At 38.9% G+C, this 12,400-nt stretch carries 12 protein-coding genes and 1 other RNA gene; 10 read left to right on the forward strand and 3 right to left on the reverse strand.

All coding sequences use genetic code 11. From position 1 onward, the window contains the following. Positions 1-66: 66 nt before the first annotated feature. The 3 genes from ppiD (at position 67) to ACLPIE_RS08360 (ending at position 3,062) form a co-directional block, all read left to right on the forward strand. Complete coding sequence (gene ppiD / locus ACLPIE_RS08350) at positions 67-1,938, forward strand: peptidylprolyl isomerase (protein ID WP_430261062.1); 1,872 nt, start codon at positions 67-69, stop codon at positions 1,936-1,938. A 145-nt stretch (positions 1,939-2,083) separates the two neighbouring features. After that, the gene (locus tag ACLPIE_RS08355; protein ID WP_430261063.1) at positions 2,084-2,455 is read left to right on the forward strand and encodes a ComEA family DNA-binding protein; all 372 of its coding nucleotides are present in this window, start codon (positions 2,084-2,086) and stop codon (positions 2,453-2,455) included. Between the two features lie 178 nt (positions 2,456-2,633). Beyond that, entirely contained in the window at positions 2,634-3,062 is a 429-nt protein-coding gene (locus ACLPIE_RS08360) for an acyl-CoA thioesterase (protein WP_430261064.1), read from the forward strand. 47 nt (positions 3,063-3,109) lie between these two features. Here ACLPIE_RS08360 and queC read toward each other — a convergent pair whose 3' ends face one another. After that, positions 3,110-3,811, reverse strand: coding sequence for a 7-cyano-7-deazaguanine synthase QueC (gene queC, locus ACLPIE_RS08365; protein WP_430261065.1), 702 nt, complete (start codon positions 3,809-3,811; stop codon positions 3,110-3,112). A gap of 264 nt (positions 3,812-4,075) precedes the next feature. Here queC and ACLPIE_RS08370 point away from each other — a divergent pair, with 264 nt between their 5' ends. The 5 genes from ACLPIE_RS08370 (at position 4,076) to amtB (ending at position 9,899) form a co-directional block, all read left to right on the forward strand. Continuing rightward, complete coding sequence (locus ACLPIE_RS08370) at positions 4,076-4,537, forward strand: Lrp/AsnC family transcriptional regulator (protein WP_430261066.1); 462 nt, start codon at positions 4,076-4,078, stop codon at positions 4,535-4,537. Positions 4,538-4,601: 64 nt separating this feature from the next. Next, on the forward strand, positions 4,602-6,347 hold the full coding sequence (locus ACLPIE_RS08375; RefSeq protein WP_430261067.1) for a SmdA family multidrug ABC transporter permease/ATP-binding protein: 1,746 nt from the start codon (positions 4,602-4,604) through the stop codon (positions 6,345-6,347). Continuing rightward, complete coding sequence (locus ACLPIE_RS08380; protein WP_430261069.1) at positions 6,344-8,128, forward strand: SmdB family multidrug efflux ABC transporter permease/ATP-binding protein; 1,785 nt, start codon at positions 6,344-6,346, stop codon at positions 8,126-8,128. The genes ACLPIE_RS08375 and ACLPIE_RS08380 overlap by 4 nt, the downstream gene beginning before the upstream one ends. 150 nt (positions 8,129-8,278) lie before the next feature. After that, a complete protein-coding gene (locus tag ACLPIE_RS08385; protein WP_430261071.1) occupies positions 8,279-8,617 on the forward strand; it encodes a P-II family nitrogen regulator in 339 nt (112 codons plus the stop codon). A gap of 10 nt (positions 8,618-8,627) precedes the next feature. Further along, on the forward strand, positions 8,628-9,899 hold the full coding sequence (gene amtB / locus ACLPIE_RS08390; RefSeq protein ID WP_430261073.1) for an ammonium transporter AmtB: 1,272 nt from the start codon (positions 8,628-8,630) through the stop codon (positions 9,897-9,899). Positions 9,900-10,032: 133 nt separating this feature from the next. Here amtB and ACLPIE_RS08395 read toward each other — a convergent pair whose 3' ends face one another. Further along, the gene (locus tag ACLPIE_RS08395; protein ID WP_430261074.1) at positions 10,033-10,899 is read right to left on the reverse strand and encodes an acyl-CoA thioesterase domain-containing protein; all 867 of its coding nucleotides are present in this window, start codon (positions 10,897-10,899) and stop codon (positions 10,033-10,035) included. 237 nt (positions 10,900-11,136) lie between these two features. On the opposite strand from ACLPIE_RS08395, the gene ACLPIE_RS08400 reads away from it, so the two are divergent. Continuing rightward, positions 11,137-11,586: a YbaY family lipoprotein gene (locus tag ACLPIE_RS08400; protein ID WP_430261076.1), complete on the forward strand. Its 450-nt coding sequence runs from the start codon at positions 11,137-11,139 to the stop codon at positions 11,584-11,586. A 145-nt stretch (positions 11,587-11,731) separates the two neighbouring features. Next, positions 11,732-11,828, forward strand: an RNA gene (ffs, locus tag ACLPIE_RS08405) — signal recognition particle sRNA small type. A 348-nt stretch (positions 11,829-12,176) separates the two neighbouring features. Here the strand turns inward: ffs and ACLPIE_RS08410 are convergent. Further along, on the reverse strand, positions 12,177-12,380 hold the full coding sequence (locus tag ACLPIE_RS08410) for an HHA domain-containing protein (RefSeq protein ID WP_004905417.1): 204 nt from the start codon (positions 12,378-12,380) through the stop codon (positions 12,177-12,179). Positions 12,381-12,400 lie beyond the last annotated feature (20 nt).

Below are 12,400 nucleotides of genomic sequence, written 5' to 3' on the forward strand. Positions count from 1 at the left end.
CTTTCTGAGTTAAGATTAGCGTATTATTAGGAAATTGAATTCAACAAAGCGGAGTTAAGCCTTTTTATGATGGAAAATTTACGCACAAAGGCAAATAGTCCTGTGCTCAAAATAATACTAGCGCTGATTATCCTTTCATTCGTGTTGGGTGGCGTTATGATGGGCGGAATTGGCGGCAATAGTGTAAACAATGCCGCTGAGGTTAACGGCCAGCCAATAAGTAGAGAGCAGCTCCAGCAGGCTTTCCAGCAGGAGCGCCAATCATTGCAAGAATATTTGGGAGATAAATTCTCAGAGGTTGCTAGCAATGAAGAGAGTATGAATATGTTGCGCCGCCAAGCACTTGATAACTTAATTAATAACGAATTAATTAATCAATATGCTAATGAATTAAACCTCTCTGCAAGTGATCAGCAAATTGAGCAATATATTTTCTCAATGCCTGTGTTCCAAACTGATGGCCGGTTTGATAGTGATAAATATCGTGAGATTTTAAATCGTTACAATATCAATGCAGATAACTTTGCGGCGCAAATTCGCCAAGATTTAACACGCGCACAGTTAGGTAAAACTTTTACGGGCACTGACTTCGCTTTGCCATCTGAAGTAAAAGCTTATGCACAATTGTTCATGCAAGAGCGTGAAATACGTACTGCAACCTTATCTTTAGCTGATCTTCAAGCTAAACAAACCGCTACAGAAGAAGAGCTAAAAGCATATTATGATGCTAACCAAAACAGCTTTATTTCACCTGAAAGTGTGAAGGTAAGTTATGTAGAAATGGATGCTGCATCCATGCCAGGTGCAACAGTATCTAACGAAGAAGTAAAAGCGTATTATGAGCAAAACCTGAAAAATTATACTCAGGCAGAGCAAAAACAGTATAGCATGCTCCAAGTGGCGTCAGAAAAAGAGGCGAATGATATTCTTAATGAATTGAAAGCAGGTGCTGACTTTGCAACATTGGTAGCTGAAAAATCAACGGATAAATTCAGTGCAGGTCAGAAAGGCCTGATTGGTTGGATGGAAGCGGCATCGACTCCGAGTGAAATTGCGGATGCAAAATTGACAGAGAAAGGCCAACTTTCAGCGCCTATTAAATCGGGAAATAACTATGTTATTTTTCGTTTAGATGACATCAAGCCCGAGTCAATTAAACCACTTGAGCAAGTTGAAGAAAGCATTAAAACGAGCTTACTGCAAGATAAGAATATCAAGCAATTCTATGACTTACAGCAAAAAGTCAGTGAAGCTGCAACCAGTGATATGGAATCATTGGTTTCTGTTGAATCTGCATCAGGTTTAAAAGCTGTGACTACAGATTGGTTTGATCGTAATAATCCACCTGCTGCACTTAATTTCCCTAAAGTCGTTAATGAAGTATTTAGCGATCGTTTAGTTGATAAAAATGGAACTAAAGGCATTAACTCTGACGTAATCAATGTGGAAGGTGATCGTGCATTTGTGGTACGTGTAACCGAGTATAAGCCAGAAAGTGTTGAGCCTTTTGATACCGTTAAACCTGCAATCGAAACGTTGGTTAAGCGTCAGAAAGCGGATGCTGAACTTAAAGCCGCAGGTGACAAACTTCTGTCTGAGTTAAAAGCAGGGAAAGGTGAAGAGGCTTTGAACGCTGCTGGTGTTAAATTTACAGATGTTCAAACGGTCTCTCGCTTAATGCCACAAACTGCAATTATTAATGCGGCTATGGCAATGGCTGAACCTATTGATGGCAAACCAACGTATGCAACGGCGCGTGATGAATTAGATAATTTTGTTGTTATTCAGTTGGATAAAGTCACATTAGGACAACCAACAGAAGACGAATTGAAACAATTATCTCGTGAATACCAAGGTGCGATGAGTTCCGCTGTTAATGAAGCGTTAATGCTCAACTTGCGTGAAAATGCAAAAATTGAAATCCTGAATATGGAATAACTGCGAGCTACTTCGCAACTAGCATTGCAATATTCAAGAAGTTAAGGCCACCTTTGGGTGGCCTTTCGTATTTTTGAAACCATTGAAAAGTACTTGGTATTTTTCTGTGGCAATGTTGTTCTTCAATCTACACAGGAGAACAATTATGTTATGGAATACAGTAAATAAATGCAGACTGGGTATTGTTCTGCTTCTTTCTTTATTATGCTCATTTTCTTCTCTTTCTTTTGCAAAGAAAGTTGAACCTGAAAAGACGACAACGGCTGTGGTTCAAGGCAAGCAGCTAAACAGTAGCCCGCTAACAATTAACCATGAACAAACAGATAAAGTAAACATTAACTCAGCAGGTGAAGAGGAACTGGCACAAAAACTGATTGGCATCGGTAAGCAAAAAGCGAAAGCGATTGTTGAATATCGGCAAAAATACGGTGCGTTCAATTCTGTTGAAAATCTTTTAGAAGTTCAGGGGATTGGACCGTCATTCTTAGAAAAAAATAAAGATAAGTTAGCTCTGTGACCAAAGGAACCCCATACTATTGTATGGGGTTTAAATGATGGTGGTTAATTATTAAGCTAATAAACTAATATATTGAAAATAATTTGCGATCTAAGTCTTATTATTGATATTCATTCAGCATATTTTCCGTACATTTGTTATTTTTATGTTACTTGAAAATAGACTGGTCGGAGTTGTTATGACTACACATATTAAAGTTCATGGTTATCATATTGATGTTTTCCAGCATGTTAATAATGCCCGCTATTTAGAGTTCTATGAAGCTGATCGCTGGCAGTGGATGAATAAACACAATTTCATAAGTTGGGCGCTGAAAAACAATCTTACTATGGCTGCGGTGAATATTAACGTAAATTATATTCAAGGAGTTTTACTAGGTGATGAGCTTACTGTTGTAACACGTATGGATAAAATAGGCTCTAAGAGTGCGGTATGTTATCAACAAATTATCCGTAATAAGTCTGGGGTATCTGAGGTAGTATCTGATGCCTATGTGACATTTGTATTTATTGATAATATCGAGAACAAAGCCATTGTCATAGACGATGAATTGCGCGAAAAATTGGAGTCATTTAAGACAGGTGTTGATGATTTTATTCAAAACTAACCTACTTAATATGCATACTATTAAGTAGGAAAATATATTTGATGCCTTTATTTAGCTTGCTGTAATTGCTGTTTTAATGATTGCATTACAGCATCTCGGTTATTTAAATACTCATTTAAACCTTTGCTTCTTAAATGACAGGCTGCACAATCGCCACAACCGTCCCCTTGAATGCCATTATAGCAAGTGAGTGTTTGTTGCCTAATGGTATTAAGGTGACCATAACTGTCAGCAAGAGCCCAAGTTTGTGCTTTATTGAGCCACATTAGTGGCGTTTCGAAACGAATATTTTTAGCTAAACCAAGGTCAATTGCATGATTAAGTGCTTTGACAAATTCATCGCGGCAATCTGGGTAGCCAGAAAAATCTGTTTCACATACGCCTGTGATTACTGCTTCTGCTTGAACTTGATAGGCGTATATTGCTGCAAGTGTAAGAAATAAAATATTGCGCCCAGGAACAAAAGTGCTAGGCAGACCGCTCGATTCACTTTCTGCAAAATCAGGCACTGGGATATTATCACGCGTTAAGCTACTGATGGCTAATTCATTAAGTAAGGTAACGTCTAAAACCTTATGAGCACTAGCACCAAGTGATGCACTTAATTGTTGTGCGACTTCGATTTCTTGGCGATGGCGTTGGCCATAGTCAAAAGTTACACAATGGACTTCATCATAGTTTTGTAAAGCCTGAATAAGGCAGGTTGTTGAGTCTTGGCCCCCGCTAAAGACCACAACTGCACGTTTCATAAAGACTCCTTGCTGATATAACAATAGTGGATATTATTTTATGTATTATGTTAGCGATACAATAATTTAGTTAATAGCCTTATTTTTATAAATTACCCTTGATTAAGGTGTTATTTATACTCTTATTGAGCTATTTGTGTAAAATTATTCTATAATAGTACGAATTAGTAACATTATAATTGTTTTTAACTCTTTCAATTTTGCATAATATTGTTATTCAATGACAGCCTAAAAAGTATTTACATCTAAGCCAAGAGAGTAACTATGTTAGATAAAATAGACAAAAAACTGCTTTGTTTATTACAAAACGACAGTAGTTTATCCCTGAATACCCTTGCAGAAGCTGTTAATTTAACTTCAACTCCGTGCTGGAAAAGATTGAAGCGTCTTGAAGATGAGGGGTATATTCGAGGGCGCGTCACTTTATTGGATGGTGAAAAGTTAGGTTTAGGATTAACCGTTATCGTGGCAATCAAAACTCAACACCATAATAGTGAGTGGTATGAACAATTTGTATCGTTTGCTAGCCAGCTTCCTGAAGTTTTGATGTTTTATCGCATGGCTGGAGAATATGATTATCTTATGCAGGTAGAAGTTCATGACATGCAGTCCTACGACTTATTTTATAAAAAACTGGTTAATGGGGTTCATGGTTTAATTGATGTGACATCTAGCTTTGTGATGGAAAAAATCAAGCATACAACGGTATTACCGATCCCAGATTAACCCAGATAGGGTAAAAATTTTTAATTATTCTTTAGTCAATCAACATCATTCAAGGCAGTAATACGTGCGATTATTTTCACAACTAAGTTGGTATTTTTTGAGTGAATGGCGGCGCTATCTTGGGGCAGTTTGCTTTTTAATTATCATTGCTATTTTACAATTGGTTCCTCCACGTATTGTTGGTGTTGTCGTTGATGGGATCAGTAAAGAGACCATGCCTAAAAGCCAGCTCATGATTTATATTTTAGTCATGTTATTTATCGCATTAATTGTTTATGGCTTGCGATATGTTTGGCGCTTATGGTTGTTCGGTGCATCCTATAAGTTGGCAGTTCAGCTACGTCAAAAATTTTATCAGCAATTAAGCCTACAAAATCAAGCATTTTATCTTAAATATCGTACAGGGGATTTAATTGCACGTACAACCAATGATGTTGATCGTGTGGTATTTGCTGCGGGCGAAGGGGTTTTGACATTAGTCGACTCGTTGGTGATGGGGTGTGCGGTGCTTATTATGATGAGTGTCGAAATTAGTTGGCAACTGACTTTACTCGCTCTGATCCCGATGCCTATCATGGCGATAGTGATTAAACGCTATGGGGACCTGCTTCATCAGCGCTTTAAACATGCTCAAGGGGCATTTTCATCGTTAAATAATCATGCGCAAGAAAGTTTAAGTAGTATTCGTATGATCAAGGCCTTTGGGCTTGAAGACCACCAATCTAATCAATTTGAACAAGTCGCAACTGAAGCTGGACGTCGCAATATGCACGTTGCAAAGGTTGATGCGCGTTTTGATCCAACTATTTTCCTTGCTATTGGAATGGCAAACCTACTCGCAATTGCTGGTGGAAGTTGGATGGTACTTAATGGAAGCTTAACATTAGGTGAACTGACGAGTTTTGTGATGTATTTAGGGTTGATGATTTGGCCAATGCTAGCCCTTGCGTGGATGTTTAACATTGTTGAACGAGGAAGTGCAGCATATAGCCGTATCCTGAGTTTATTGAATGAACCTTTAGTTATTCAAGATGGCACCCACTCTTTGCAAGTAGAAAAAAGTACACTGAACGTTAATATTCTCAATTTTAGTTATCCTGAAACAACACGACCAGCATTACATAATATCCGGTTTGATTTACAACCCGGACAGTTTTTAGGGATTTGCGGACCAACGGGAGCCGGCAAGTCAACGTTATTGACACTATTACAGCGCCAGTTTGATATTACCGAAGGCTCGATTTGTTACCAAGGGCTACCATTGCCAGAAATAAAGCTAGATGAATGGCGTGGAAGGTTGTCTATAGTGAATCAATCACCTTTTTTATTTTCAGATACTGTAGCGGGTAATATTGCGCTCGGGCGGCCAGATGCATCACCAGAGGATATTGAACAAGCGGCACGCATTGCTTGTGTGCATGATGATATTTTACGTTTACCTGAAGGGTATCAAACTGAAGTAGGTGAACGTGGCGTGATGTTGTCTGGAGGTCAAAAACAGCGAATTTCAATTGCTCGAGCAATTTTACAAAATGCAGAAATACTGGTGTTAGATGATGCTTTGTCTGCGGTAGATGGTCAAACTGAGTTTACAATTTTGCAAAATCTAAGCCGTTGGCGTCAAGGAAGAACACTGATTATCAGTGCTCATCGATTATCGGCACTGGTTGAGGCAGATAATATTTTAGTCTTATCTCAAGGTACTACTGTTATACAAGGTAAGCATGATGCTTTAATCAGTCAGTCCGGCTGGTATAAAGATATGTATCATTATCAACAAATTGAAGCCGCTTTGGATGGTGAGTTATGAGCCAGAAAAAACCGCTTTGGCCAGCACTAAAGCGCTTACTATCATATGGAAAAGCATATCGTGGCACCATGGGGATCGCCATTGCGATGCTATGGTTAGCTGCGATTGCAGAAGTCAGCGGGCCACTGTTGATCAGCTACTTCATTGACAATATGGTTGCTAAAAAGCAAATTATTATGCCATTGGCCTTGTATATGGTTATTGGGTTTGTATTGCTTCAGGTTATTGCTGCACTACTACATTATTATCAAATCATTTTATTTAATAAAGCTTCCGTTGGCGTCGTTCAAACATTGCGGACTGACGTAATGAATGCGGCATTAAGGCAGCCTTTGAGCGCATTTGATAAGCAACCTGTTGGCCAACTAATTTCACGCGTTACGAATGACACTGAGGTAATTAAAGACCTATTTGTCATGGTTGTACCTACTGTTTTTCGTAGCTTAGCATTAATTTGTGCCATGTTAGTCGCGATGTTCTCATTAGAGTGGCGTATGGCATCAGTTGCGGTAATGATTTTTCCTCTTGTATTCGTGGTTATGATTGTTTACCAGCGTCTTAGTACACCAATAGTACGCCGTGTTAGGTCTTATCTTGCTGATATTAATAATGGGTTTAATGAGGTTATCAATGGAATGACCGTTATCCAGCAATTTTTACAGCAAGCGAGATTTGGGGCCAAAATGCAGGCTGTGAGCCAAGACCACTACTGGGCACGTATGAAGGCGCTCAAACTCGATGGTTTGCTTTTAAGACCGTTGCTCAGTTTACTTTCAGCCTCTGTCTTATGTGGTTTATTGCTATTATTTGGATTTGAAGGAACCACAACGATAGGTGTTGGAGTTTTATATGCGTTTATCAATTATTTAGGTAGGCTCAACGAGCCATTAATTGAGCTAACATCCCAACAATCCATGTTACAACAAGCGGTAGTGTCTGGGGAAAGAGTATTTGAACTGATGGATAGTCCTCAGCAAGCTTATGGGGCGAATGAGGCTCCATTGCAAGGTGGATCTATCACGATTAATCATCTTTCGTTTGCTTATCGTGATGACAAAATAGTACTTAAAGATATCAATTTACATGTGCCAGATAATAATTTTATTGCATTAGTGGGACATACCGGTAGTGGGAAAAGTACTATTGCCAATTTAATTATGGGCTATTACCCATGGCAAAAAGGTGAAATTTTACTAGATGGACGTGACTTGAGCTCATTGTCACACCAAGTGTTGCGTAATAGTATTGCGATGGTGCAGCAAGATCCCGTCGTTCTTGCCGCTTCATTTTTTGATAACGTTGCATTAGGCCGCGATATTAGCCAGCAGAAAGTCTGGGATGTACTTGAAATAGTCCAACTTGCAGAGTTAGTTCGCGGGTTGCCTGATGAGTTAGATACGGTACTTGGTGAGCAAGGTAATACACTGTCCGTAGGTCAAAGGCAGTTATTAGCAATGGCTCGAGTTCTTGTTATCACACCTAAAATTTTAATTTTAGATGAAGCAACGGCGAATATTGATTCAGGTACCGAACAAGCTATACAGAAAGCCCTGCGCATGATCCGCGAGCGCACCACGCTGGTCGTGATTGCCCACCGTCTATCAACTATTGTCGATGCAGATAAAGTTATCGTGCTACATCGTGGTGCAATCGTAGAGCAAGGTAAACATCAACAACTTTTGCAGCAAAAAGGGCGTTATTATCAAATGTACCAGTTGCAACAAGTTGGTGAATCGCTGAATACACATTGTGATGCTGAAGTAGAGCCTATTACCAGTTAATTATTCTGCACAGTTATAATGCAGCCTACAAAACCACTCAATCGAGTGGTTTTTTATTTTATTCTTTCCTATTGAATCTTAAAGAAAATAATTTTTTGGCATGAGATTTGCTCTTTAGTTAATGCATTTTGCATGACTTAAGGAGTGGAAATGAAATATATCATCGTAATTATTAAGCCATTTAAGCTAGATGAAGTGCGTGAGGCACTCTCGGAGATTGGTATTCAAGGTATGACAATTACAGAAGTGCGTGGTTTTGGTCGCCAAAAAGGGCATGCTGAATTGTATCGAGGAGCCGAATACACAGTTGATTTTTTACCAAAGGTGCGAATAGAAATAGCTGTTCCTGATGAATTGGTCGATCAAGCCATTGGGACAATTGAAAAAAAGGCTCATACCGGTCAAGTGGGGGATGGAAAAATATTTATTTTACCATTGGAGCAAGCGGTGCGAATTCGTACCGGAGAAAAACAAGATGATGCACTTTAGGGGAATGGCTATGAGTAAATGGCTTCTATTGATAGTTGTCAGTTTTCCTTTGACGGTGTTTGCATCAGAAGGGACATTAGATAAAGCGGACAATGCTTTTATGATGATTTCGACAGCACTCGTGATTTTCATGATAGTACCCGGTATTGCGTTATTTTATGGAGGGTTGTTAAGGAGTAAGAACGTACTTTCATTAATGGCGCAAACAACGGTGATTTTAGCGTTAGTTTCTGTTATTTGGATTATTTATGGGTATAGCTTAGCGTTTAGCAATGGAAATGCTTTTTTCGGTGGTTTTAACCAAGTTATGCTAAAAGGGATAAACGTTGAAAGTTTATCAGGCACTATTTCTCAATTTGTTCATGTGGCATTTCAAGGGGCGTTTGCTTGTTTAACCGTTGCGTTAGTCGTTGGTGCGTTAGGTGAACGTATCAAGTTTTCGGCGATATTGGTTTTTGCCCTTATTTGGACAACATTCTCTTATCTCCCTATGGCTCATATGGTATGGGGGGGAGGGATCTTATCACAGGATGGTGCTCTTGATTTTGCGGGGGGGACAGTCGTACATATTAATGCTGCCGTTGCTGGTTTAGTTGGTGCTTACTTACTTGGCTATCGAACAGGACTCGGTAAGGAAGCCATTAAGCCCCATAATCTTCCTATGGTATTTATGGGAACTTCAATTCTATTTATTGGCTGGTTTGGTTTTAATGCAGGCTCAGCGGGTAGCGCTGATAGTATTGCTGCTTTAGCCTTTGTAAATACTAGCGCGGCTGCCGCGGGAGCAATTTTATCTTGGACACTAGCCGAATGGATTTTTAGAGATAAACCGTCACTTTTAGGTGCCTGCTCTGGTTGTTTGGCTGGGCTAGTGGGAGTGACTCCTGCGGCCGGAACCGTTGGTGTTGGGGGCGCTTTAATTATTGGGCTCCTTTCGGGAGCTGCTGGTTTGTGGGGGGTTGTTATTTTAAAACGCTGGCTAAAAGTTGATGATGTATGTGATGTTTTTGGTGTTCACGGCGTTTGTGGCATTTTAGGGTGTTTGCTAACGGGAGTCTTCACTTCTCGTATATTAGGGGGGAGTGGCTACGCTGATGGGGTAACGATGATGAAACAATTGGGAGCCCAAGCCGTGAGTATCTTAGTCTGTGTTGTTTGGACTGCAACAGTTGCTTTTATTGCCTTTAAAGTTGCAGAAAAAACAACAGGTTTAAGAGTTAATGTTGAACAAGAAAGAGAAGGCTTAGATATTACTTCACATGGTGAAAGTGCCTATAATTAAAGAAATTTTTTGCTATTTTCCCACAAAGAAAACAGGATAAAACTGTGTTCAATTCGAATTGATAATGGCAGTTTATTATTGACTGCCATTACCTTTTCTTTACAAGTGTAAGTGATTACTTACTTTCTACTGGTTAACGAGGTTGCCTATGGCGGATTACTCCTTCTTGCACCGCCGTTGCAACCAGTTCTCCTTGAGGGGTATAGACTTGCCCTTTCACAAAACCTCTTCCACCTGATGCCGAAGGGCTTTCGACAGCATACAACAACCAATTATCAATTTTAAATGGGCGATGAAACCACATTGAATGATCAATAGTTGCTACTTGTAGGTCTCGCTCCATAAAACCTCGACCATGGGGCTGTAAAGCCGCGGGCAGAAAATTATAGTCAGAAGCATAGCCAAGCAAATATTGGTGTAATGATGGGATGTCAGGAAGTTGTCCTTTAGCTTTAAACCAAATATAACGGAAAGGCTCTTGAGGAGGTGCATCAAAAGGACTATAGAATTCTACTGGGCGAAATTCAAATGGCGTGGGCCTGAGAGCATATTTCTTGACAGACTCTGGCAATTTATCCGCTAAGCGTTTCACAATATCATCTTGCGAGATTAATTGTGAAGGAGCTACAACATCTGGCATTAGATTCTGATGGCTATAGCCTTCCTCGTGTGACTGAAATGAAGCCGTCATAAAGAATATCGGCTTACCGTTTTGGATTGCACTTACTCGTCGTGTACTAAAGCTGCCGCCATCGCGTAAAATTTCCACGTCGTAAACAATAGGACGAAAGCTATCACCTGGGCGTAGGAAATAACTATGAAAGGAGTTAATTTCTCTGTCTTCTGGTGTGGTTTGTTTTGCTGCATACATCGCTTGACCCACAACCTGACCACCAAAAACTTGTGGCAAACCAAGGTCCTCGCTTTGCCCTCGAAAAATACCTTCCTCAATTTTCTCAAGTTCAATCAGGCCAATTAAGTTTTTTAATTCAGGGCTCATAGTCACCTTAGATTTAGCTATACATTAATGAGATATCCGTATTTTCCCACTATTTACTAAAAATAGGTAGGCTGATTGTGTTTGTATATATTGACGTTTACCGATTGTTACATTTAGAAATATTAATTTGTTATTCTATATATATTGGTTATACTTTCCTCAATTTCATATCTAAAAATGATTCGTCAACTTAGTTTTTAGATATGTTTAATAAACATTGTATTATAGGTAATGACTATGAAGTCTCTTCGTTACATCGCTAGTTTATTAGTGATTTTTGCGTTGATTGGTTGTGAAGGAAACAGTACTAACCCAAGTGAAAAAGCACTAAATTCTCAAAATAATCAAACTGTTGATTTGGGAAGAGTCGATGGGCGAGTTGTGATTTTACAAGATTCTATTTTACCTCCTGACGCAATAGTCACAGTAAAATTAGTGGATAATTCAGTTGCGGACTTGCCAGCATTAATACTGTCGAAAAAAAATTATAATTCATTGAATAATCGGCCAACTCTTCCATTTGAGTTAACCTACCATAAGAATGAAGTTAGACCAGAAGGTCGATTAACTGTCAGTGCAACAATTAATTCAGGTGGAAAATTACTGTATGTTAGTGATTCAGCCGTTGAAGTTATTAATAATGGTATAACAAAAAATATTGAGTTATTGATGGAGCCTGCGAACTAACAATACAGTGAAGCTACAGTTGGCTATTTTGCTACTTTGTGTTTTTTTTGTGTAATAAATCAGCACTTAGCTGCGGCTTTCTTGCTATTTGATTGGCTATCAAGCATAATGCCCGTGCTTTGAAAGAAGCAATCAATGGGGGCTCTGTTGGTTCTCCCGCAACACTAACTTGTTAACTTGGTCAGGTCCGGAAGGAAGCAGCCATAGCAGGGGTCGTGTGTGCCGGGATGTCGCTGGCAGGGCTCCCACCCACTTAGCTCTTCTATTATTTATCAAAGTAATATAAATATATTTTATTTCCTTATATAAATATTATTTACCTCACAACGTATAATCTATTCAATTACTTTATAAATTTAAATTTGGCTTTTATTTTTAAAATAGGAATTTAAAATAAATGAAAGTTAATTGCATCGCATTAATTGTTAATTATCGATTCAAAAGAAATAGGGTGAGAAAATTAGAAATCAAAAGTACTCTTAGCATCATGGATAGTGCTAATAACGAAACAAGGCTGTATTGAGTTTAGCCGACAAACAAGTGTATTTATCGGCTGTAACCATTTACCATCTGCGCGTGTTAATAATAAATTATCTAACAAACTTCCAAACAGATGCTGGAATTTTATCGTAGAGCTTATTCATTGTTAGTTCAGCAAGGCGGTGATCCGCAGCTGAGTAAAATAACTCTAACTCATCATCAGATAACTCATATTTATTTTTTTCAATGACACGCTCAAGTGTTTCAATGGTGGTGCATTTTCTTAAACGCATCAGATAATCAGATTTGGTCATAATACCCTTTCTTTTATGGA

Origin of the sequence: Providencia sp. Me31A, from assembly GCF_050487165.1 — a bacterium.
Lineage (GTDB): Bacteria > Pseudomonadota > Gammaproteobacteria > Enterobacterales > Enterobacteriaceae > Providencia.

What these genes read in the sequence shown, in the direction of transcription:
- ppiD (WP_430261062.1), top strand. Translation starts at nt 67, where the DNA reads ATGATGGAAAATTTACGCACAAAGGCAAATAGTCCTGTGCTCAAAATA.
- ACLPIE_RS08355 (WP_430261063.1), top strand. Translation starts at nt 2,084, where the DNA reads ATGTTATGGAATACAGTAAATAAATGCAGACTGGGTATTGTTCTGCTT.
- ACLPIE_RS08360 (WP_430261064.1), top strand. Translation starts at nt 2,634, where the DNA reads ATGACTACACATATTAAAGTTCATGGTTATCATATTGATGTTTTCCAG.
- queC (WP_430261065.1), bottom strand. Translation starts at nt 3,811, where the DNA reads ATGAAACGTGCAGTTGTGGTCTTTAGCGGGGGCCAAGACTCAACAACC.
- ACLPIE_RS08370 (WP_430261066.1), top strand. Translation starts at nt 4,076, where the DNA reads ATGTTAGATAAAATAGACAAAAAACTGCTTTGTTTATTACAAAACGAC.
- ACLPIE_RS08380 (WP_430261069.1), top strand. Translation starts at nt 6,344, where the DNA reads ATGAGCCAGAAAAAACCGCTTTGGCCAGCACTAAAGCGCTTACTATCA.
- ACLPIE_RS08385 (WP_430261071.1), top strand. Translation starts at nt 8,279, where the DNA reads ATGAAATATATCATCGTAATTATTAAGCCATTTAAGCTAGATGAAGTG.
- amtB (WP_430261073.1), top strand. Translation starts at nt 8,628, where the DNA reads ATGAGTAAATGGCTTCTATTGATAGTTGTCAGTTTTCCTTTGACGGTG.
- ACLPIE_RS08395 (WP_430261074.1), bottom strand. Translation starts at nt 10,899, where the DNA reads ATGAGCCCTGAATTAAAAAACTTAATTGGCCTGATTGAACTTGAGAAA.
- ACLPIE_RS08400 (WP_430261076.1), top strand. Translation starts at nt 11,137, where the DNA reads ATGAAGTCTCTTCGTTACATCGCTAGTTTATTAGTGATTTTTGCGTTG.
- ACLPIE_RS08410 (WP_004905417.1), bottom strand. Translation starts at nt 12,380, where the DNA reads ATGACCAAATCTGATTATCTGATGCGTTTAAGAAAATGCACCACCATT.